Annotated in this window: 19 protein-coding genes; 13 read left to right on the top strand and 6 right to left on the bottom strand. The window is 70.3% G+C overall.

Annotated elements, in window-relative coordinates:
* The first annotated feature begins 149 nt into the window (after positions 1-149).
* From CXR44_RS05210 to CXR44_RS05220, 3 genes are all read left to right on the top strand, one after another.
* On the top strand, positions 150-422 hold the full coding sequence (locus CXR44_RS05210) for a WXG100 family type VII secretion target (protein ID WP_101783731.1): 273 nt from the start codon (positions 150-152) through the stop codon (positions 420-422).
* A gap of 111 nt (positions 423-533) precedes the next feature.
* Positions 534-1,673: a type VII secretion-associated serine protease mycosin gene (mycP, locus tag CXR44_RS05215; protein WP_101783732.1), complete on the top strand. Its 1,140-nt coding sequence runs from the start codon at positions 534-536 to the stop codon at positions 1,671-1,673.
* Positions 1,674-1,784: 111 nt separating this feature from the next.
* Complete coding sequence (locus CXR44_RS05220) at positions 1,785-4,091, top strand: protein kinase domain-containing protein (RefSeq protein ID WP_101783733.1); 2,307 nt, start codon at positions 1,785-1,787, stop codon at positions 4,089-4,091.
* 58 nt (positions 4,092-4,149) lie between these two features.
* On the opposite strand, the gene CXR44_RS05225 is transcribed toward CXR44_RS05220, so the two are convergent.
* From CXR44_RS05225 to eccCa, 3 genes are all read right to left on the bottom strand, one after another.
* Entirely contained in the window at positions 4,150-5,310 is a 1,161-nt protein-coding gene (locus CXR44_RS05225; protein ID WP_101783734.1) for a transglycosylase SLT domain-containing protein, read from the bottom strand.
* Positions 5,307-5,645 (bottom strand): hypothetical protein, encoded by a 339-nt coding sequence (locus CXR44_RS05230; RefSeq protein ID WP_144069864.1) that lies wholly within the window; start codon positions 5,643-5,645, stop codon positions 5,307-5,309. The genes CXR44_RS05225 and CXR44_RS05230 overlap by 4 nt, the downstream gene beginning before the upstream one ends.
* 86 nt (positions 5,646-5,731) lie before the next feature.
* On the bottom strand, positions 5,732-9,730 hold the full coding sequence (gene eccCa / locus CXR44_RS05235) for a type VII secretion protein EccCa (RefSeq protein WP_101783736.1): 3,999 nt from the start codon (positions 9,728-9,730) through the stop codon (positions 5,732-5,734).
* A 245-nt stretch (positions 9,731-9,975) separates the two neighbouring features.
* Between eccCa and eccD the strand changes: the two genes are divergently transcribed.
* Positions 9,976-11,331 carry a type VII secretion integral membrane protein EccD gene (eccD, locus tag CXR44_RS05240; protein ID WP_245898850.1) on the top strand — a complete coding sequence of 452 codons (1,356 nt, stop codon included), beginning with the start codon at positions 9,976-9,978 and terminating at the stop codon, positions 11,329-11,331.
* Between the two features lie 4 nt (positions 11,332-11,335).
* On the opposite strand, the gene CXR44_RS05245 is transcribed toward eccD, so the two are convergent.
* Positions 11,336-11,782, bottom strand: a complete 447-nt coding sequence (locus CXR44_RS05245) for a YbaB/EbfC family nucleoid-associated protein (protein ID WP_180903191.1) — start codon at positions 11,780-11,782, stop codon at positions 11,336-11,338.
* 190 nt (positions 11,783-11,972) lie between these two features.
* On the opposite strand from CXR44_RS05245, the gene CXR44_RS05250 reads away from it, so the two are divergent.
* From CXR44_RS05250 to CXR44_RS05260, 3 genes are all read left to right on the top strand, one after another.
* Positions 11,973-12,257, top strand: a complete 285-nt coding sequence (locus tag CXR44_RS05250) for a hypothetical protein (protein ID WP_101783739.1) — start codon at positions 11,973-11,975, stop codon at positions 12,255-12,257.
* A 10-nt stretch (positions 12,258-12,267) separates the two neighbouring features.
* A complete protein-coding gene (locus tag CXR44_RS05255) occupies positions 12,268-13,110 on the top strand; it encodes a WXG100 family type VII secretion target (protein WP_144069867.1) in 843 nt (280 codons plus the stop codon).
* A gap of 63 nt (positions 13,111-13,173) precedes the next feature.
* A complete protein-coding gene (locus CXR44_RS05260; protein WP_101783741.1) occupies positions 13,174-13,617 on the top strand; it encodes a YbaB/EbfC family nucleoid-associated protein in 444 nt (147 codons plus the stop codon).
* 31 nt (positions 13,618-13,648) lie between these two features.
* Here the strand turns inward: CXR44_RS05260 and CXR44_RS05265 are convergent, their stop codons facing one another.
* Both CXR44_RS05265 and CXR44_RS40025 read right to left on the bottom strand, forming a co-directional pair.
* Positions 13,649-14,437 (bottom strand): hypothetical protein, encoded by a 789-nt coding sequence (locus CXR44_RS05265; protein ID WP_144069868.1) that lies wholly within the window; start codon positions 14,435-14,437, stop codon positions 13,649-13,651.
* Positions 14,438-14,486: 49 nt separating this feature from the next.
* Complete coding sequence (locus CXR44_RS40025) at positions 14,487-15,788, bottom strand: hypothetical protein (RefSeq protein WP_219601680.1); 1,302 nt, start codon at positions 15,786-15,788, stop codon at positions 14,487-14,489.
* 381 nt (positions 15,789-16,169) lie between these two features.
* Between CXR44_RS40025 and CXR44_RS05290 the strand changes: the two genes are divergently transcribed.
* The 6 genes from CXR44_RS05290 (at position 16,170) to CXR44_RS05315 (ending at position 20,824) form a co-directional block, all read left to right on the top strand.
* Positions 16,170-16,535 carry a WXG100 family type VII secretion target gene (locus CXR44_RS05290; protein WP_180903193.1) on the top strand — a complete coding sequence of 122 codons (366 nt, stop codon included), beginning with the start codon at positions 16,170-16,172 and terminating at the stop codon, positions 16,533-16,535.
* Positions 16,536-16,576: 41 nt separating this feature from the next.
* Positions 16,577-16,912 (top strand): hypothetical protein, encoded by a 336-nt coding sequence (locus CXR44_RS05295; protein ID WP_101783748.1) that lies wholly within the window; start codon positions 16,577-16,579, stop codon positions 16,910-16,912.
* A gap of 65 nt (positions 16,913-16,977) precedes the next feature.
* Complete coding sequence (locus CXR44_RS05300) at positions 16,978-17,385, top strand: hypothetical protein (protein ID WP_101783749.1); 408 nt, start codon at positions 16,978-16,980, stop codon at positions 17,383-17,385.
* A gap of 11 nt (positions 17,386-17,396) precedes the next feature.
* Positions 17,397-18,860 carry a WXG100 family type VII secretion target gene (locus CXR44_RS05305; protein ID WP_101783750.1) on the top strand — a complete coding sequence of 488 codons (1,464 nt, stop codon included), beginning with the start codon at positions 17,397-17,399 and terminating at the stop codon, positions 18,858-18,860.
* A 31-nt stretch (positions 18,861-18,891) separates the two neighbouring features.
* On the top strand, positions 18,892-20,040 hold the full coding sequence (locus CXR44_RS05310) for a hypothetical protein (protein WP_101783751.1): 1,149 nt from the start codon (positions 18,892-18,894) through the stop codon (positions 20,038-20,040).
* A 1-nt stretch (position 20,041) separates the two neighbouring features.
* Positions 20,042-20,824 carry a hypothetical protein gene (locus CXR44_RS05315; RefSeq protein ID WP_101783752.1) on the top strand — a complete coding sequence of 261 codons (783 nt, stop codon included), beginning with the start codon at positions 20,042-20,044 and terminating at the stop codon, positions 20,822-20,824.
* Positions 20,825-21,020 lie beyond the last annotated feature (196 nt).

A 21,020-nucleotide genomic window follows, 5' to 3' on the forward strand; every position in this document is an offset into this window, starting at 1 on the left:
CCGGCCTCGCCTGGCCCTCGGCGTCCGGACGAGCCCTGACGAAGCCGGATGATCCTGCGCACGACCATAGCCGCTCGGCATAACCGAGGGCGATGGCCGGGGTGCCCGCCTAGGGTGAGCGTGCTATCCCGACGATCCAGGAGGCATGCATGGGCCAGAGCCTGCTCGGTGGCGACCCGGCAGAGATGCAGTCGATGGCAAGCCAGTTCACGCAGCAGTCGGAGGCGGTCCGCACCACCATGACCGCCCTCGACCGCGAGGCGGCGAAGGTCGGCACGGCCTGGACCGGCCCGGGGGCCGAACGTTTCCAGGGAGCCTGGCAGAACTACCGGACCGCGTTCCAGCGGATGACCGAGGAGCTCCAGGAGGCCGCGCGGGTCATCAACACCTACCGGGGCAACATCGAGTCCGCCACCCGCTGACCCGCGAACCGTGCGAGGCCCCGGCGCGAGCCGGGGCTTTTCGCTGTCCGGCTGGAACGCCCCTGGCGATCGACCGGAGCGGGAAACCCGGACAATATATGCTTCCCTGTCATGATCCATCGGGTCTTCCTCGCCTGCGCGCTCGCCGCCGGGTTCGTCGTCACTCCGGGTACCGCATGGGCCGAGCCCGTGCGGTGCAATCCCGAGAAGGGGTCGATGCAGGTCGCGGAGTCGTGGGCGCAGCGCCGGCTGAACGCGCGCAGCGTCTGGAAGCTGACGCGGGGCGAGGGGGTCACGGTCGCGATCGTCGACAGCGGTCTCGACCTCAGGCATCCGTCGCTGGCCGGAGCGGTGATCAAGCAGGTGGACCTCACCCGTACGACCCACCGCGACTGCATGGGGCACGGCACCGCGACCGCGGGCATCATCGCGGGGCGCTACCTGCAGGGCGTCCCCTTCCACGGGGTCGCCCCGGCCGCGCGGCTGCTCTCGTACAAGCAGACCAACGAGCAGGACGGCGACGTCGCCAAGCTGGCGGAAGGGATCATCGAGGCGGCCGACGCGGGGGCCGACGTCATCAACGTCTCGGTGCAGGCGAGCGACCAGCCCGATCTCAAGGCGGCGGTCCAGTACGCGCTGTCGCGCGACATCGTCATCGTGGCCGCGGCGGGCAACGTGGACAAGGGCGGGGTCACCTCGCCCGCCTATCCCGCCGCCTACGAGGGTGTGCTGTCGGTCGGCTCCGCCGCCCAGGACGGCAGGCTGTCCGACTTCTCCAACACCGGTTCGCGGGTCGGTGTGGTGGCGCCCGGCGAGAAGGTCACCAGCACCTGGACCGGGCGGTCGTTCCGCGGCGACCTGGAGGGGACGAGCTTCGCCGCGCCGTACGTGGCCGGGGTCGCGGCGCTGGTGCGCGCCCGGCACCCGCGGCTGACGAACGAGCAGGTGAGGCGGCGCATCGAGCGCACGGCCGACGGCGCGCACGGTGACGGCACGGGTGCCGGCATGGTGAACCCCCTGCTGGCGGTGACCGCGGTCCTGCCGTCCGAGCAGGTGGCGGTGGCGCCGCCGCCGGAGGTGCCGCTGCGGGGCGACCTGGTGGCCAAACGGCCGCCCGTGGATCAGCATGCGATCGACGTGGCGACCGGTGTCGGGGCCGCTGCCCTGGTCCTGTCGGGGCTCGTCCTGGTGCTGCGGATGGTGCTGCCGATGGGCAGGCGGCGGGGGTGGCGGCCGGGCCGCCAGCACTGAGGATGTCGATGTGGTGAACGTCCGTCAGGGCAGGCCGGAAACGGATGATTCCGGAGTGGCAGATTTGGTTCAATGACTCCTGAGTCATGATTTGTCACTGAAAGGGCGCCCATGAACTCCCTGAATCCGCGTGACCCTGAACAGTTAGGCGCTTACACCATCCTCGAACGGGTCGGCGAGGGCCCGCGCGGGGTCGTTTACCTGGGCCGCCGAGGCGAAGACGGAACCCCGTACGCGATCAAAGTGCTGCCGGCCATGCCGGACGCCGCGGACGTGGCTCAGCGCCTGAAGGGCGGCGAGCGGATTTCGAGCTCCTACGTCGCGCGCGTGATCGACACAGGCGTGTGGGAGGGACGGCCGTACGTCGTCCGCGAGCACATCGAGGGGCGTAGCCTCGCCGACGTCGTCCGTGACGAGGGACCGCTGTCCGGCGACGCGCTGGAGCGGGTCGCCGTCGGCGTGCTCACCGCTCTGACGCCGATCCACCTCGCGGGCCTCACCCACGGCGGCCTCACCCCGCAGAACGTGATCATGAGCGCGGACGGCCCCCGGGTCACCGACGCCGCGATCGGACCGCCGGTGGGCGAGGTCGGGTACCGCTCGCCCGAGCAGCTGAACGGCGAGCCGTTCGACGCCTACACCGACGTCTTCTCCTGGGCCTCGGTCGTGACGTTCGCCGCGACCGGCAACCCGCCCTTCGGCCAGGACGCGCAGGCCGTCATGAACGTCGAGCCCGACCTGGGCGAGCTGGCGGAACCGCTGCGCGGCGTCGTGCTGTCCTGTCTGGCCAAGCTGGTCGCCGAGCGGCCCACCACGTACACCGCGCTGCTGCGCCTGCTGGGCGACAACCACGCCGGTCTGCCCGGTGTGGTGCCCCCCGTCCCGATGCAGCCGATGGTGCCCCCGCAGGCCCCCGCGGGCGACACGGTGCTGCTGCCGCCCGGCCAGGACGCTCCGCCCCTGCAGGGCCTGCCGGTACCGCCGCCGCCCGTCGTCGCGCACCAGCAGGCGCCCCCGCCTCCCACGTGGGGACCGCCGCCGGCGGACGGCCAGGACCTGCCTCGGCAGACGTGGGCGGACAGTCCGGTGCAGTCGGCCGCCGCGCCGCGGCGCGCGTTCCCCGTCGGTCTCGTCGGCGCGCTGGGCGCCGTCGTGCTCGTCTCAGGGCTGGGGCTGTGGGGTGCGACCAGCTACGCGCCGAAGCAGACGCTGCAGTCGGCCGCCGCCCCGGGCGCCACGGCGACGGTCTCGTCCGCGGGTGCGGCCGAGGGGAGCGACGGTGGTCAGCCGGTCGTGCCCGGCGACGGCACGCAGCAGCAGCCGCCGGCTTCAGGTGAGCCCCAGGTGACCGTGCCGTGGGCGCAGACGCCCGATCCCACCTCGACCGGCGTGCTGCCGTTCGAGCTGCCCCGCGACGAGCCGACCGAGATGGCCGTGCCGGAGCTGAGCACCGTCCCGTCGCCGCTGCCGACGCAGCCCGTCATCCAGCAGCAGTATCCGACGCAGCCGGTGACGCAGCCCACGGGCCAGCCGACCGTCGCCCAGCCGACCGTGACCGCCACGGCCACGGCCACGGTGACGCCGACGGCCACGCCGACCCCGTCGAGCTCCCCGACGCCGGACGACCAGATCTCCGGCGAGCCGGTGCCCACCCGGTCGCACGGCAAGCCCACCCGGGACCCGGAGCCCACGTCCGAGCCCACGGAGCAGCCGAGGCCGAGCGACCCGCCGAGGCCGAGCGAGCTGCCGACGCGCAGTGAGCAGCCCGAGCCGACCGTGACGCCGTCGAGCCGGCCGACGACGGAGCAGCCGAAGCCGACCGTCACGCCGACCACTCGCCCGACCACCTCGTCGCCGAAGCCCAGCGTCACGGTGACGGTCAGGCCCACGGTCAGGCCGACGACGACGTCGCCGAAGCCGACGGTCAGGCCCACCACGACGTCGCCGAAGCCCACGGTCAGGCCCACCACGACGTCGCCGAAGCCCACGGTCAGGCCGACGACGACGTCGCCGAAGCCGACGGTGAGGCCCACGACGACGTCGCCGAAGCCGACCGTCAAGCCGACGACGGCCGCGCCGAAGCCCACCCAGACCAGGAACCCGCACACGCCGACGTCGGTGTGCGGATCCGGCTTCTACGTCCAGCGGCAGGGTTCGTTCGCGGGCGGCGTCACCTACCAGCTCTACAACAACTCCACCGGCGAGAACTGCGTGGTGACGATCAAGACCGCTGACATCGGCAAGGCGACGCCGGTCACCGCGACCCTGGAGATCCAGGGCGGCGGACGCCAGACCGACAGCGGCAACTTCGAGTACTACGCCGGCCCGGTGAAGATGCAGGGCAAGGGCAAGTGCGTCCGCTTCGAGGGCGGCGCCGGCTCCAGCCGGACCAGCGCCGACTGGGGCAACTGCGGCTGACCCCGCGCCCTCCGACGATGTGAGGACCCGCTCCCCGTGAGGGGGCGGGTCCTCCGTGTCAGTAGGGCCGGTAGCCGCCGCCGCTCTCGATCGACGCGATGCCGGGATGACGTCCCATGTCACCGTAACGGCTGTAGGTGTAGAGGACACCGGCGATGATGTTGTCCACCGGCTCCAGGATCTGCTTGTGGCCGGGCAGGCTGTGGGCGTTGAAGGTGGGCGGGATCGTCTGCATGAGGCCCTGTGACGGCACGCCGTTCTGGGCGTTGATGTCCCATCTGTTGATCGCGCTCGGGTTGCCGCCCGACTCGTGGAAGATGACGGTCCAGATGCGCTCGATGTCCTTGGGGTCGTTCGGATCCAGGTCGCTGACGTCGATGCCGCGCCGGCGCAGGACCCCGGCCATCTCCGGCGACTTGATGACGGTCAGCGCCTGCTTGATCCACTCCACCACCTCCGCCTTCGGGCGGGGCGTGGTGCCGCCCGAGGAGGTCCCGGTGTAGCCGTACGCGCCGGTGCCGCCGCCGGGGCCGTGGCTCCCCGAGCCGGTGGAGCCGCCGTTCTGGGCGAGCTGGGTCTTGCGGTACTCCTCGGGGGACACCGGCACCCAGCCGACCTTGTCGGCGACGAAATCCTGCTTGCCGGCGAACGGGATCCCGGAGAACAGGTTCGTGTCCTTGCCGAGCTGCTTGTTGATGTTGCTCAGCGCCGTGGACATGACGGTCTCGGCGGAGTCGAGGCTCTGCTGCGCGGTCTGCGCGAACGACGTGACCTTGGCGCCGATGTCGCGGTTGAGGTTCTCGGTGGTGGCCGAGGGGTCGTTCTTGGCCTGCGCGTAGGCGGTGCGGATGTCCCCGACCTGCTTGAGCAGGTCGCCGCCGAGGCGGTCGATGTTCTTCTTGGCCTTCTCCAGCTCGTCGGCCACGTCGTTGAGCGAGCCGGAGCAGGACACCAGCACGTCGTCCAGCGCCTGGCCGGCCTTGCCGTACTTGGCCATGTAGGTGACGAAGGCGTCGGCCGACTGGCCTCGCCACCAGTCGTCCACCCGCCGGACGGCGCCCGCGAGGACGTTCATGTTGCCCACGGTGTCGGCCCCGCCCAGCACCCACCGCGCGGCGATGCGCCTGATCTCGCCCGGATCCGCGTCCTTGACCTTGTCCATCACGTCGGTGAACTTCTTGCCGTTGGGCAGCTCGGCGATCTGGTCCCGCACGCTCACGACGGGTCCTGCACGGTGGAGCCCTGGTCCGCCTTCTGGATGTTGCGGCGCACCTGGTCGAGTGCCCGTTCGACGTCGTCGAGCCGTTCCCGGGCGGCGACGAGCTGGTCCGAGACCCGCTGCTCGACGTTGTTCAGCGCGGTGATCAGCCCGTCGGAGTCGGCGAGGTCGCCGAACAGGCGGGCCTCCTGTTTGGCCGGGAACGCGCCGCCGAACTCCGGCGCGCCCTTCTCCGCGGGTTTCCCGTCCTTGAGCTTGACCAGATCAACCGAACGGTCGTTGACTGCCTCCTGCAGCAGCTGGAGTGCCTTCTGACTCAGTGCGACGCCTCCCACCACGGGCCCCTTTCTGGCGGTTAGTGCGCGTTGTCGGCAAAGACGTTTGGTGATGTTACTCGTGTGACCTGGCATGCCTGAAGTGTTCAACTGCCCTCCTCCGGCGGAGCCGGGGGTGCGACGAACGCCGTCTGGGTCAGACGCGCGCCGGAACGCCGGTCCACGTAGTAGCCGCGGCCGGTGGGCAGGGGGTGCGGGCGCACGTTGCCGAACAGGTAGCCCTCGTCCTTGTTGCCGGACAGGATCACCGCAGGGCTCGCCAGGTCCTTGATCTTGGTGATGATCGGGTCGAACATGGCCCGGCCGACGCCACCCATCTGGCGGGCCAGCACCAGGTGCAGGCCGATGTCGCGGGCCTGCGGCAGCAGATCGGCCAGCGGCAGCAGCGGGTTGGTGGTGCCGGCCACCAGGTCGTAGTCGTCCACCACGATGTAGAGGTCCGAACCCTGCCACCAGCTTCGCGAGCGGAGCTGGTCGGCCGTGAGGTCGGCGGGCGGCAGCCGCTTCAGCAGCGCTCCCCGAGCGTTGTTGATCAGCTCGGTGGCGGCGGTGCTGGAGGCGGCGTAGCCGATCCGGTGCTCGGTGGTCGCCGTGTCCAGCAGCGAGCGGCGGTAGTCGATGACGATCATCATCGCCTCGCGCGGCGTCTGCCTGGACACGATGCTCTCGGCGATGAGCCTCAGCAGGTTGGACTTCCCGCTCTCCGTGTCGCCCACCACGATGAAGTGCGGGTCGGCATCGAAGTCGAGGATCACCGGCGCGAGCGCCGCCTCGTCGATGCCGAGCGCGATGCGCTTGGGAGCGCCCGGGTCCGCCGCCGCCAGCGTCTCGGCCGGCAACAGCGCGGGCAGCAGCCGCACCGGGGGCGCGGCCGGACCCTGCCAGGCGTCCCGTACGCCCTGCACCAGCGCGCGCACGCCCACCGCCAGGTCATCGGCGTTCTGCACGCCGTCGATCCGGGGCAGCGCCGACAGGAAGTGCATGCCCTCCTTGGTCAGGCCGCGGCCGGGCACGCCCTCCGGCACGGCCACGGCCGCCTTGCGATTGATCTCCGACTCGTAGGCGTCGCCCAGCTTGAACTCCAGCCGGGTGCCGAACAGGTCGCGGATGCCGGGCCGGAACTCCGACCACTTGTTGGTGGCCGCGACCACGTGGATGCCGTAGCCGAGCCCCCGCGCGGCAAGGTCCGTGATCACACCCTCCAGCGCCTCGAACTCCTGCCTGACCGTCAGCCAGCCGTCGACCACCAGGAAGATGTCGCCCCACCCGTCGCCCTCGATCTCCCCGGCGGCCACCATCCGGCGGTAGGAGGCGATCGAGTCGATGCCCATCTCGCCGAAGACCCGCTCGCGGTCCCGGAGCACTCCGGAGATCTCCGCGACCGTGCGGCGCACGCGGTCGGCGTCGAGCCTGCTCGCCACGCCGCCGACGTGCGGCAGCCCGTCCAGCGTGGCCAGCGAGCCACCGCCGAAGTCGAGCAGGTAGAACTGCACCTCGCGAGGGGTGTGGGTGAGCGCCATGCTGGTGATCAGGGTCCGGAGCGCGGTGCTCTTGCCGCTCTGCGTGCCGCCCGCGACGCCCACGTGGCCGGCCGCGCCCGACAGGTCCAGCCAGAACGGGTCGCGCCGCTGCTCGAACGGCCGGTCGATGATGCCGACCACCGCGTGCAGCCCGCCGCGCCCCGGCCAGCCGGGCGTGGACAGGCCCAGCTCGGGCGTGATCGACAGAGGGGGCAGCAGGTGGGCGAGGGTGGCCGGCTCGCTGAGCGGCGGCAGCCAGATGCGGTGCGCGGGAGGTCCGGCGCCCTTCAGCCGGTTCACCACGATGTCCAGGAGGCTGACCTGCGGGCCCTTCTCCGCGGCCGGCGCGATCTCCGCCTTCGGCTTCTCCACCTCGGGCACCGGCACGAAGGCCGGGGTGTACTCGACGACCTCGTGGATCGGCGCGTCGCCGTCGCCGGCCGCCGCCTGCCGAGGGTCGGCCTGGTACGGGCCCGACACGTACGCGGCCTTGAACCGCGTCATCCCGGAGGTGTCGAACTTGAGGTAGCCGTTGCCCGGCGCGGACGGCAGCTCGTAGGCGTCGGCCACGCCCAGCACCACGCGCGACTCCATGGCCGAGAAGGTGCGCAGGCCGATCCGGTAGGACAGGTGCGTGTCCAGGCCGCGGAGCCGCCCCTCCTCCAGCCGTTGCGAGGCCAGCAGCAGGTGCACGCCGAGCGAACGACCCAGCCGGCCGATCATCACGAACAGCTCGATGAACTCCGGCTTGGCCGTCAGCAGCTCGCTGAACTCGTCCAGGACCACGAACAGGGTGGGCATCGGCACGAGGTCGGCGCCCTGCTCCCGGGCCCGCTCGTAGTCGCGCAGCGAGGCGTAGTTGCCGGCGGCGCGCAGCAGCTCCTGCCGGCGCACCATCTCGCCGTGCAGGGCGTCGTGCATGCGGTCCACCAGCGGTAGCTCGTCCTCCAGGTTGGTGATCACCGCGGAGACGTGGGACAGCTCCTCCAGGCCGAGGAAGGTGGCGCCGCCCTTGAAGTCGACGAGGACGAAGTTGAGGATCTCCGAGGAGTGGGTGACGGCGAGGCCCAGCACCAGAGTGCGCAGGAGTTCGCTCTTGCCCGATCCCGTGGCGCCGATGACCAGCCCGTGCGGGCCCATCCCGCCCTGGGCGGACTCCTTGATGTCCAGCTCGACGACGCGGCCGTCGGCGCCCAGCCCGATCGGCACCCTCAGCTTGTTCCGGGCGGCGCGGGGCCGCCACACTTGCGCCGGATCGAGCCGGGTCGGGTCCATCACGCCGAGCAGCTCGGTCAACGTGGTGTTGGCCGACAGCACGTCCTGCACCTCGCCGCCGGCGGCGCCCGTGGACAGCCGCAGCGGGGCGAGCTGCCTGGCCAGCCCCTCGGCTCGCAGGTAGTCGAACCGGTCCGGGTCGCCCAGCCGGGTGGTGGTCTCCTTGCCCGCGTGGTCGATCTTGACCATGAAGAAGCCCTCGGGCTGGACGTCGAGCCGCAACGTGCTCCGCTCGTCGACCGGCCCGGCGCCGTCGGACAGGTCGATCACGGTCACGCCCTGGATGGCGTCCGTGCCGAGCTGGGAGTCGGCCGGCACGTGCCCGCCGTCGAGGATGAGCACGTGGTACGGCAACGAGTCGGCCGGCGCACCGGGCTTGAACCGGGCCCGTTCCTTCAGCTCGGCGCCGACGAGCCGGTCCAGCTCGGCGAGGTTCTCGGCCATGAGCCGGACCTGCCCGGCGGCGTCGCTCTGCTCCGGATGCAGGGCGTGCGGCAACCACTTGACCCAGTCCCAGTGCGGCATCCACTTCTCGTCGGCGCACACCATGATCCGCATGTCGTCGGGGGAGTGGAAGACCGTCATCTGCGCGATCATGGCCCGTACCAGGTCACGCATGGCCACGGGGTCGCCGCGCAGCTTGATCCGGGCGAACGAGCCGAGCGCCACGGCCACCGGCAGCCCGGCGACCGTGGAGTGGGCCCGGACGAACCTGCGCAGCGCGCCCGCCGTCAACGCGTCGAGGTCCTCGACCGGCTTGGAGTCCGGGGGCACGAGCTGGATCGCCAGCCGCTGCACGCCGGTGCCCAGCCGTACCGTGCCGAAGTCCTCGTCACGCGGGCGGCGCTCCCACAGGCGCGCGCTCATCGCCACCCACCAGAGCGAGTCGGGCGCGGGCCCGCTCCACTCCAGGGCCTGGCGCTGCTGCTTGGCGGCCCGCCGGGAGCGCTTCCTGGCCTGGGACAGATAGCGGAAGTAGTCACGGCGCAGGCCGTTGAGCCGGTGCTTGCGCTCGCCGGCCTGGCGGCCCATCTGGCCGATCGTCATGCCCACCATGGAGAAGGCGAACAGGCCGCTCGCCACGTACATGAGCGGGTTGCCGGTGCCCCCTGAGGTGAACATCAGCGCCATGGCCGCCCCACCCGCGATCATGGGCATGTAGGTCAGCGCCATCATGAAACCCTGGCCCTGGACCTCCGGTACCTCGGGCGGAGACTCGAGCAGGATCTCGCCGCGAGGCGGCTTGGGACTGGGGCGGCGCTCGGGGCGCCGCACGATGACGATGCTCACCCTGGACTTGCCCTCCTCGGGGGTCGGAAGACTTTCTTACCAGAGCACATGATCCGCTGTGTGCCCGATATGTTCGTCATGTCGTGTGATTCGTGGGAAAAAAGGGGGAATCAGTGAGGTCGCTGGCTCAAGGGCCCCATGGTCCCGTGCCACACGGTCCTGTGCCTCACGGTGCGGGGCCCCGCGGACCCGTCCCGCAGGGAGCCCTGCCCCAATCGGCCGCACCGCTGCCGCCGCTGTGCCACGTGACGATCGTGGCGCCCCGCAAGAGGGTGGACCTGGCGCTCCCCGTGGACATCCCGCTGCCCCACGTCATGCCGGGACTGCTGCGCGCGGTGGACGAGATCGGCGGCGACAACGCGGCCGGGCCGGGCTGGGTGCTGCAGCGGCTCGGCGGGGCGCCGTTCGACCTCGGCCAGAGCCTGGCGTCGATGGGCGTGCTCGACGGCGAGGTGCTCTACCTGCGGCCACGCGAGGCGGCGATGCCGCCGGCGCTCTACGACGACGTGGCCGACCTCGTCGCGACCGGCGTCCAGGAGCGGGCGGGCATCTGGGAGGGCAAGCACTCCCGCCGGCTCGGCCTCGGCGCCGCCTCCGCCCTGCTCTGGGTGGGGCCGCCCCTGCTGTTCATGGCCGGACCGCCATGGACGGTGACCGCCATCGTGTCGGGAGCCCTGGCCGTCCTGCTGGTCGCCACGGGGGCCATCATGTCGCGGGCGGTCGCCGACTCCTCGGCCGGCGTCCCGGTCGGCTACGCGGCGCTGCCGTACGCCTTCCTGGCGGGGCTGCTGGCACCGACGAGCGCCGCGGGCCTGTTCACGCTCGGCGCGCCGCACCTGCTCGCCGCGCTGGCCTGCACGGCGCTGATCGCCACGTTCGCGGGGACGCTCGTCTCCGACGGCGTGGTGGGGTTCCTCGGCACGGCCATCGCATCCGTGGCGGGTGCGATAGCCGCGGCCGTCGTCATGGTCTTCGGGCTGCCGGAGGCCGGGGTGGCCGCGATGACCGCCACCATCCTGCTGGCGTTCAGCCCGCTGATCCCGACCCTGTCGTTCCGCATCGCGCGGCTCCCGCTGCCCGGGCTGCCGACGAACGCCGAGGAACTCCGCAACGAGAACCAGCTTCTGGACGCTCCGGAGATCAAGGACCGGACCGTCCAGGCACGCAACTACGTCACCGGCATGATCGCCGGCCTGGCGCTGGTCGCCGGGGGCGCGCACTTCTTCCTGGCGCTCAACGGCCACTGGCTGGCCCGGGTCACGGCCGTGATCCTGGCACTGACGATCATCATGCGGGCGCGGGTGTTCGCCGGGGTGGGGCAGCGGCTGTGGCTGGTGTCCTCCGGAGTGGCGGGTCTCGCCACCCTGGCGATCTCGATGGGGTCGGGCCAGGGCAGCGTCATGGGTGCCGTCCTGGTGATCGGGCTGCTCTGGGCGGCGCTGATCGCCATGGGGATGGGAGTCTGGCTGCCGTCGGGCAAGCCGTCCCCGTTCTGGGGGCGTGCGGGTGACATCGTGGAGCTCATCCTGATCGCCGCGATGTTCCCGCTCGCGCTCGGCGTCCTGGAGGTCTACACCTGGGTACGCGGCCTGTCGGGCTGAGCCGTCACCATTCGGGACGGCGGCTGATCCGGTCCACGACCGCCGCGCTCGCGTCGACCGACCTCGCGAACGTCGACTGGACGTCCTGCAGCTGCCGCTGCAGGGCGTCCAGGTCCACCGCGGCCCGAGTCGCGTCGGCCCCGACGGCCAGGGTCAGCAGCTCCAGGCCCTGCCGCTGGACGTCCTCCTGAGCGGCTCGCACGGCCTCGCACACCTGCTCGGACAGCTCCTCGCTGCCCAGCCGCATGGCGCGCGGGTCTATCGCGACGCGACGGATCCCGCCGCCGTTGTCGACCTCCGCGCTCACCAGCTCGCTGCGGCTGCGTCCCGTGCCGGAGATCGCCTCCAGCTCCGCGGTGGCATCGGCCAGGCGGCGGACCGACTCCTCGCTCTCCCTCACCAGACGCTCGAGGTTCGCCGGATCGAGATCACCGGACGGGAAGTACGACATCGCAAACTCTCCTCGGATGAACGGGCACACCTGTCCATCCGAAGGCAAAGCGATCATGGTGAACCCGGAGGGAACGCCCCAGGTCCGTCGCGTGAAGTGATCGCTAACCCGGTCGGTGGGGGTGATCAGGTGACGTAGCGTGAGCCCGGACACTTGTGGGCTGGGGGACCGAATGGCACTGGATGTTCATGTGACGTCGCGCGGGATCGAGCATGTGGCGTCCCGCATCGGGGAGGAACTGCTCCCCGTCTTCACCACCCTGCGTGCCGCGGTGGACGACACGAACGTCCCCGCGCCGGGGTTCTCGGCGAGCGGCAACCTCGTGTTCGCCGACGTCTACCGCGACACCCAGCGGATGGCGGCCGACGTGCTGGACGACGCCGTGGAGGTCATCCAGGGGTGGCAGGACACGCTCATGGTGACTGCCCGGAACTGGCGGGTCGCCGAGGACATGAGCATCGTCAGATACCGGTAGAGGGGCGACGATGGCAGTCGATCCGCACGCGCGAGGGCTCCGGGTGCTCGGCGGAGGGGGCGCGACGGGCAGGGCCGCGGCCGGCGCCCCCCATCTGCGGCTGGTGCCGCCACCACCGGGCGGCCCGCCGCCACCCGGCCTGCAGGCCATGCGGTCGCTCGGGCGGATGTCGATCTACCTGGTGCCCGCGGCGGTGCTCGTCGCCCAGGCCTGGGCGAACGAGCGCGGCATCTCCCAGGCGGCCACCAACTGGGACGCGATGGGCAGATCCCTGGACGACGGCATCAAGTCGCTCATCCCCGACCTCAAGCAGGAACTGCGGAAGAACTGGCAGGGGCGGGACCAGGAGGCGGCCGAGGCCGCCATGACGCGCCTGTCCGGCGAGATCGGCAAACTTCGCCAGGTGCTCTCCAGCATCGGCTCGGTGACCGACGAGATCGGCAGCATCGTCCGGGGCTTCTGGGCGGACATGCTCTTCGTCGGCAGCACTCTCGCCGGCACACTCGTCGCGCTCCAGGTGCTCAAGCTCTTCCCGCACACCAGGGCGATCGCCATGGTGCGGGAGATGATGGCGGGCAAGCTCGCCCTCAGCACCAGCGCGCTGATGTTGGGCCAGCTCACCGTCATGCTGGGACTCGCCGCCAAGGCACTGTTGAACGAGGCGAAGAAGGCGCGTCAGCTCCAGGTCGTGTGGCCCACCGGCGCGGTGGCCATCGACTTCACCCAGGCACGGATCAAGACCGGTGGCCTCCCTCCGTTCCAGCGTCCGCTGGTCGCCGGAGAACTGCCGCCCGGCCACCAGAACTACGAGTGGGTGGCCCCCAAGCGCGAGCTGCCCACCACACCGTCCTGATTGCGCGGATGATCCACGAGCGCTACTTTGCTGCACGTTCATCACTCGCGGACGGAGCAGCCAGTGCAGGAGTTCGGGGACTTCGCCAACATCGACATCGACAAGCTTCTCAAGACCGCCGACGGGCAGTTCGCCCGCGTCGAGGAACTGCAGAAGACCATGGGCACCCTGGTCGGGCGGGCGCAGGACGACGACGGGCTCGTCACGGCCGAGTACGCCGCCGAGGGGCTGCGGGAACTCGACCTGCACCCCAAGGCGATGCGGCTGAGCTCCTCGGAACTGGCCGAGAAGATCAAGCAGGTGGTGCAGGAGGCCTCCGAGGACCTCCAGCGGAAGGTCAGCGAGGCGATGGGCGACGTCTTCGGCGAGGAGGACAACCCGATGCGCTTCATCAAGGACCCGGACGCGGCGCTGGAACAGGTCAGGAGTGCCGAGGCGGCCTACAACCGCACCTTCGAGGACGTCATGGGCGAACTCGACCGCATCCGCCGCCGCCTCGACCTCTGACGGAGCCCGGGCCGGGCGGCGGCGTGACGGCTCAGGTGGCCACGGTGTCGTTCGTGGGGCCGGGCGCCTGCACCGTCGTGTCCTCGGCGGTGGTGTCCCCACTCGTGGTGTCCCCGCTCGTGGAGCTGGTCGCGGGGCTGGGCGAGGGCTTGGGCAGGCCCGTCCCGGACGTGCTGTCCTGCGGGAGGCCCTCCAGGTACACCTGCGTGAAGTCGGGCGCCTTCTCCGGGGCGGTCTGCTTGGTCAACTCCTGCGCCATGTGGGAGGCGAGCATGTAGCCCGCTGCGGTGGCCACGCCCGCGCTGATCATCATGGCCTTGCGGTGCTTCGTGGCGAGCAGTCTCAGGCCGTTCAGGAACCCCTGGACGAACATGGCGGAGAGCCCCTGCACGCCGAGGGCGACCCCGAGGTTCAACTTGGAGATATAGCGGGCCGTGGCCCACATGGCCATGCCGGACGCGCCGGCGAGCGAGAAGACGGCCGCACCCTCCGACAGCTTGCTCAGGCCGCTGAGGACGTCCGCCACGCCCGTGTAGACCGCCTTGGAGTCGTCCTTGCGGGCCAGGAAGTCCTTCTTCACCTGCTGGAACTCCGGCCGGGACATCTCCTTCCAGTCCTCCTCCGGCACGTCCTTCTCCAGGGCGTCCAACTTGGCCTGGAACGCATCCAGCTTGGGCACGATCTTTCGCCATCTGTCCGACGCGTCCTGAATGTCGCTCGGGCTCGAATAGAGCGTGCCGATGAGCGTCGTCGCCATCGCACCCTTCGGGCCGAACGCAAGCTGGGAGTAGACCGTCAGGCCGATTGCTGTGAGGTACATGGTCGTGCCTGTGTCCTTGAGATCAGGCATGGTCGCGGCTCACCCTCCCCTAAGACTTGGCCGTGCTGGCCGCTTCGGCCGACTCGATGATCTTGGCGCCGTTGTGGAGCTGGTTGTTCCAGCCCTTGACCGACTGGTGTGCGGCGTCGACGTATCCGGCAGCGGTGTCCCGGACACTGCCGTGGGCGAAGGTGATCGGCAGCCCCAGCAGGCCGAACCCCGGGAAGCCGGTGGAGATCTGCTTGATCTCGGAGGTCAGGGCGTCCAGATCCTTGGCCACGTCGTGCTCGATCTTGTTGCCGAAGCTCTTCAGGGTCTCGGGACGGGCGTTGCGCCACTCGGAGGAGACGCCTTCGGCGCTGAGGTACTGGTCCCGTATCTCCTTCGGCGTCTGCTTCTTCCCGGTGTCCCCCTTGTTCTGGTCGCCGTTGTTGCCCGTCGGGCCGTTCTGACCGCCTCCGCCGGGGCCTCCGGTGCCGGTGGGGCCTCCCGTGCCGCTCCCACCTCCGGAGGGGCCTCCACCACCGCCGCCGCTGGGGACGGACGGCAGGTCGGCGCCAGGCGTGGTGGGCTCGCCGGAGTCACCCGGCTTGTCGGCGTCGGCAGGAGGCTCGGTGCCCGGAGCAGGCACGTCGGGCACGTCGGGCAGATCGGGCTGATCGCCCGGCTTCCCGTCGTCTCCCGGATCAGTGGGATCCGGGGTGCCGGGGCCGCCCGGCGAGCCGGGGTCGGTGGGATCCGGGGTCGTGGGGTCGCTCGGGTCGCTCGGGTCGTTCGGGTCCGTGGGGTCGTTCGGATCGCCCGGGTTGTTCGGGTCTGTGGGGTTGTTCGGATCGCCCGGGTTGTTCGGGTCTGTGGGGTTGTTCGGGTCTTCAGGGTTGTTCGGATCGCTCGGGTCGTTGGGGTCGTCGGGGTCTGTGGGGTTGTTCGGGTCGCTCGGGTCGGCCGGATTCGTCGGGTCGTTCGGATCGCCCGGGTTCGCCGGATCCTCGTCGCCAGAGCCGTCCTGGTCGCCGGAGTCGTCGTCGCTCTCCGGGTCCTTGGCCTCGTCGACCGTGTCGGGCTGACCGCCGGGACCGTCGCCGTCCTCGCCGTTCTCGTCGTCAGCCTCGCCGTCCTCGTCGGTGGGGGAGCCCTGCGCGGGCTCCTCCTCCTTGCCGTCGGACGGTTCCCACTGCGGATCCCCTTGGGCCGCCACCGGCTCGATCCACTCGGGATCGTCGTCGTCCTTCGAGGAGTCGGCGGCGGTCTCGGTGCCGCGCGCGTCCTCCATGCCCTGCGGGCGCTCACCCTGTACGGCCTGCCGCCCGTCCGCGAACTCGACGTCCTGGGCCAGAGTCTCGCTGGGCATACCCGTCATGGCAACAGCGGGGGACGACGCGCTCGCCCCCCAGTTGATCAAGCTGTCCACGTCCTGGCTCATGCCGCCGCCCTCCGTTGATCGCAGACGCTAGTGCAACGATGGGCGATCAGGACGCCCGCCCGCAAACCGCAACGTTCTGTTAACCGAAATTCCACGATCATCGTCAAGTGGCAGCAGGCCTCTGACCTGCGACTTTATAGAAATGTCGCTTTTGCGTCATCTATCTGTGATGTGCATGCCTGTTAGGCATGTTGCAAGTGATAGCTACCGTGCTCTTTGATTGTTTTCGTGCCGATCGTGCCCTCCGTCTGCTTGTGTGGACTCTGACGGTAGGTCGGTAGGCCCAACAAACCGGGGAGAGGAATCTCTGTGACGTACTACGGAGCCAGCCCAGAACAGGTCCAGAAGGCGGCGAACCTCGTCCAGGCCGCGGCCACGCAGATTCAAGGACTGCGGAAGGGGGTCGCCGGCACCGTGCAGGAGCTGCTCGACTCCGGGCCGGCCAAGTCGTGGCAGGGCGACGCGGCCGCCAAGTACAGGATGCACATGGCCCAGTGGGACCAGGGCGCTCAGCGGATCATCGACAGCCTGGAGCGCATCTACGACAACATGAACGTCAGCGCCGGGATCTACAGTGCTGCCGCCGCCGAGGCCGGGGACAACCTGAAGGTTCTCGGCGAGCACGTGGGAGCCAACGAGAACGCCGTTGACTCGCTCATCAACATCAAGGTCTAGGCCTGACCCGCCGCCTGGCGCCGTACGGAATGGAGATCGCTATGGCTGACAAGCTCCTGCATGACTTCACCCAGGTCAACTTCGCGCAGATGCAGCTCGCGCAGGAGGGCCTCATCAAGGTGGTGACCGAACTCGACCGGATCACCGACCAGCTCTACAAGGATGTAGCCGGCGTGCTCGCGGACGCCTGGTACGACGACGAGACCGGCCAGGGTGCCAAGTCGGAGTTCGACCGGGCTCGGGCGGTTTGGGACGCCCAGGAGAAGGAGATGGGCAACCAGCTCGCCCAGGCCGCCCAGGCCGTGGGCCTGGCCAACCAGAACTACATGAACGCCGAGCGGGCCGCCCGCGCTCTGTGGGCCGACCCGGGTAGGTAAGCCGTACTCGTCGACTCGGTCATCGCCACGAGGCGATGGCCGAGCACACGTCTTTACGGGGTGACATGACGCAGAAGGACGCAACCGAAGGCGGCCCGGACCCGCTCGACATCGACCCCGACTGGCCCGGACTCGACAGCAAGGCCACGCTGCACTACGAGGTGGGCAAGATGCGGGCGGTCGCCCGCGAGCTCCGAGCCGCCTTCGCAGGGTCAGACGGCAGCGGTAAGGGTCTCGACCACCACAAACAGCGTCTCCTGGACGAATGCCAGCTCTCGGAGGCGCACATCGGCACCTGGCACGACGCCAGCGCGTTCACCAAGACCGTCGGCGCCAACAGCGCCGGCACCAAGTTCAGCCAGGCGTACAGCGAATTCACCGAGGCCTTCGACAAGGTGATCAAGGCGATCGAGGCCAATGCCGACATCTACGCTCGTACGAACCAGCACAACGAGGGTGGCCGTGAGGCCTGAGGAAGGGCACCGTGGGTAGCCGGCGCAAAGTCCTCGTCATCCGTTCTTTCGAGGCGACGCCCGAGGGTAAAGAGGTCGAGGCGTCCAAGGCTGAGATCGAGCGGTTGCTCACCAACACCAGTCCCGCCGACGTCAGCAGCGCGGGCTCGGCCTACCGCGGCGCCGCGCAGGCGATCGACCGGGCCGTCGCCGCGCTGAACGAGCACGCGGCCACGCTCGCCAAGGCGTGGCGGGGCCCGGCCGCGGCCGAGGTGCAGAAGGCCATGCAGCTCATGCACGCCAGCGGCGTCGAGTTGTCCAGCAAGATGAAGATGATGGACGACGCCCTCGACGGCTACGCGCAGAAGGTGCCCGAGACCTTGGAGAAGGTCCGGAACATCCGCGTCGAGGCGACGAAGACCCCTGAGGGATCCGGTGGCGGCACCACCGGTAGCCCGTACCTGCAGCAGACGGACGCGCTGATCCCGCAGAGCGCCAAGACCGCAGCCGAGAACGCCCAGGCTCAGCGGGCGATGAAGGAGCTCAACGAGAAGATCGTCGAGCTGCTCGACGTCAAGGTCCCCATGGACGTGTCGTACGAGCTGCCGCCCGTCAAGGTCCCGTCGGCGCTCCCGTCGCAGAGCACCGTCGACATGAACGGCATCTCGCCCGGGTCCAGCCAGACGGAGACGGCCGGCTACGGCTCGGGCAGCCGCACCGGTTACACGGGCGTCGGCGACACGCGGGGCACGGGCGTCGGCGACGGCGGCGCAGGCTCGAACGGCGCGGGTTCGAACGGCACAGGTTCGCACGGCACGGGCCAGAACGGGACGGGCCAGAACGGCGCCGGCCAGCAGGACACGGGCCAGAACGGCACGGGGCAGAACGGCACGGGTCAGAACGGTACCGGCCAGAACGGCACGGGCACGGCCGGGACCGGCGGCAACACCGGCTCCGACGGGAGCGGTCCCGGCGGTGGCGACCCGAACGGCACCGGCACAGACGCGACGGACCCCACCGCGACGGACCCGGACCAGACCACCCGGCACCAGACGGGCGCCGATGACGGGACCGTGCCTTCGGTGATCGGCCGGGACGACCCCCGCCAGACGGAGGCGGCGAACTTCAACCCCTCCCAGGTGGCGCCGCCGTCGACGTTCACGCCCGCCACCACCCTGCCGACCGCCCTGCCGACCACGTCCATCCCGATGGCGACCACCTCGATGCCGCTCGTGCCGGCGACCGGAGTCACTCCCGGGGTTCCGGCTGTGCTGGGCGGGCCGAGCCAGTGGGGTGAGCAGGCCGGCGGCAACGCCGGGCCGCAAGGCCGTTCGGCGAACTCCGGCCACGGATCGATGTACCCGTTCCTGCCGATGGGGAGCGGCGCCGCGACGCCCATAGGCTCGGAGGATGTCACCGAATCCGGCGCGCACATGCCGGAGGACCGCGGCATCTGGACGGTCACACCCGACGTGACCGATCCGTACATCTGCTGAGCACCTGCGCCGGCGCCGAGGAGGGGGACCGATGCCTGAGAGCAATCCGTATTCGCTGGGCGATCTGAAGCCGACGGGCGTGGAGTCGTCCGGGGTCAAGTTCACCAAGGGGAGGCTGGAGGCCAACGGCAAGACCCTCAGCGGGGAGGGCGACAAGCTCGCCACGTTCGCCGGCCGTACGGGAGGCATCTCGACAGGGTGGATCGGCTACGGCGTGTCGGGTCGCGACTGCGACAACGCCCACGAGGAGTGCCGCACCCGGCAGGTGGACACGCTCAAGGTCGCCCAGCAGGTGCTGGAGTCGTGGCGGGAGGCGTTCAAGATCGCGGACGCCAAGTACGTCGAGGCGGACGAGCAGTCGACGCCCAACCCGTTGGACGACAACCAGATCCGCACGATGCCCGTCCTCAACGGCAACGGTCTCAACGGGTCCGGCCTGGACGGTTTCAACGGCAACGGGCTCAACGGCAACGGTCTCAACGGGTCCGGCCTGGACGGTCTCAACGGCAACGGGCTCAACGGCAACGGTCTCAACGGGTCCGGCCTGGACGGTCTCAACCCCAACGCGGGCATCCCCCCCACATCGTCGAACAACCCGAACGCGAACGGGCCCAACCTGCCGAACCCGGACCTACGGACCCCTGATCTGAAGAACCCGGACCTGCCGAACCCCGATGTGAAGAACCCGGACCTGCGGACCCCCGACCTGCAGAACCCGAACCTGCGGACCCCCGGCATCGACCAGCCCGGCCTGCCGACCGTGGACCCGAGCAAGGCCGGACTGGACGGTCTCCCCGACAGCACGAAGACCGACCTGGCCGGACTGGACCCGTCCACCCTGCAGAACCCGCAGGTTCGTGTCCCCGACGGACCGAACGGCGTGGACCCCGCCCGTGTCACCAACGGCGTTCCGGGCGGCGGCGCCTCGTCGAGTCCGGGCACGACCAGCGGCATGGGCAACGGCGCGGCGTCCGCGACGGCGGCGGGCATGCCCAAGCTGCCCGCCGGGGCGGCCATGGGCGGCATGGGCGGCATGCCGTTCATGCCGATGTCCCCCATGGGCGCCGGCGGGGACAAGGAGCGCGAGGGCAACGGCTCCGAACTGCTGCGCGGCGAGCCGGAGGACTGGGAAGACGAAGAAGGCGTGACGGCCGCCGTTCTCCGGCACGAGGGGGCCTGACATGGCAGAGCTGACCGGGGCGCGCAACCGGTTCATCGTCGCGGCGACGGTCTCCACCGCCTGCTCGCTGATCATCCGGAGGCCGCTCGCCTACGCCGTCGCCGTCGGCCTGGGCGTCATGGTGGCGGACCCGGACGGCATGCTCAAGGCGATGAAGGGATGGAAGACCACGGCGGAAGGCGGCGACACCGATGAGATCGAGCGCCTCGCCGAGTGGATGGTCGCCTTCAAAGACAAACTGAAGACGGACGCCAAGTGGGAGGGCGCCGCCTTCACGGCCATGGAGACCGCGGCCGACGGGTTCATCGAGGCGATCAAGGAACTTGGCACCGGGCGCAACGGCATCGGCGACACGCTCAAGTCGAGTGCTGAGCTCTACGACAAGCTGTCCTGGGTGGCGCTCGGGCTGATGTCGGCCATGGTGGTCTGGGCCGGCCTGGTGCTGGCGTCAAGGCTCACCCCCGGCACCTGGGCCCTCTCCCAGATCGCCATCAACGCGGGGCTCAAGGCCCTGTGGACCTCTCTCCGGCCGATCCTCTTCAAACTGGCGATCTTCGCCGGTGGCGTCTACGCCATCTACCAGGGCGTGTCCATGAAGAGCATGGAGCAGGCGACCAAGTTCCAGACCATGATGGCCATGCCCATCGAGCAGTACGGGCTGGGTAACGACCCCCGGACGGGTGCGTTGGTGCCCAAGACGATCCCCACGGACAGCAAGAACGGCATCGACACCAAGAACGGCGGCCTGCCCTCCGGGGGCAACATTCCCAGCAGGCCGGCCTGACCCCGCACCACGCCCCAGAACGACATCGGCCCGGCGCCCGCCCCCCGATCTGTCCAACGCGCCGGAGACCCGCAGAAAGCACCGCCACCACCCTTCACGCCGATCGGCGAGAGGCACCGCCACCACCGCGCGCCGCGCCTCGGCGAGAGGCACCCCCACCACCGCGCGCCGCGCCTCGGCGAGAGGCACCCCCACG

The organism is Nonomuraea indica (assembly GCF_002850745.1).
GTDB lineage: Bacteria > Actinomycetota > Actinomycetes > Streptosporangiales > Streptosporangiaceae > Nonomuraea > Nonomuraea indica.

Bases quoted from the DNA above. Each gene is read 5' to 3' on its own strand.
- CXR44_RS05255 (WP_144069867.1), top strand. From the start codon at position 12,268: ATGGCAGTCGATCCGCACGCGCGAGGGCTCCGGGTGCTCGGCGGAGGG.
- CXR44_RS05210 (WP_101783731.1), top strand. From the start codon at position 150: ATGGGCCAGAGCCTGCTCGGTGGCGACCCGGCAGAGATGCAGTCGATG.
- CXR44_RS05245 (WP_180903191.1), bottom strand. From the start codon at position 11,782: ATGTCGTACTTCCCGTCCGGTGATCTCGATCCGGCGAACCTCGAGCGT.
- CXR44_RS05300 (WP_101783749.1), top strand. From the start codon at position 16,978: ATGACGCAGAAGGACGCAACCGAAGGCGGCCCGGACCCGCTCGACATC.
- CXR44_RS05295 (WP_101783748.1), top strand. From the start codon at position 16,577: ATGGCTGACAAGCTCCTGCATGACTTCACCCAGGTCAACTTCGCGCAG.
- CXR44_RS05310 (WP_101783751.1), top strand. From the start codon at position 18,892: ATGCCTGAGAGCAATCCGTATTCGCTGGGCGATCTGAAGCCGACGGGC.
- mycP (WP_101783732.1), top strand. From the start codon at position 534: ATGATCCATCGGGTCTTCCTCGCCTGCGCGCTCGCCGCCGGGTTCGTC.
- CXR44_RS05315 (WP_101783752.1), top strand. From the start codon at position 20,042: ATGGCAGAGCTGACCGGGGCGCGCAACCGGTTCATCGTCGCGGCGACG.
- CXR44_RS40025 (WP_219601680.1), bottom strand. From the start codon at position 15,788: ATGCCCAGCGAGACTCTGGCCCAGGACGTCGAGTTCGCGGACGGGCGG.
- CXR44_RS05220 (WP_101783733.1), top strand. From the start codon at position 1,785: ATGAACTCCCTGAATCCGCGTGACCCTGAACAGTTAGGCGCTTACACC.
- CXR44_RS05265 (WP_144069868.1), bottom strand. From the start codon at position 14,437: ATGTACCTCACAGCAATCGGCCTGACGGTCTACTCCCAGCTTGCGTTC.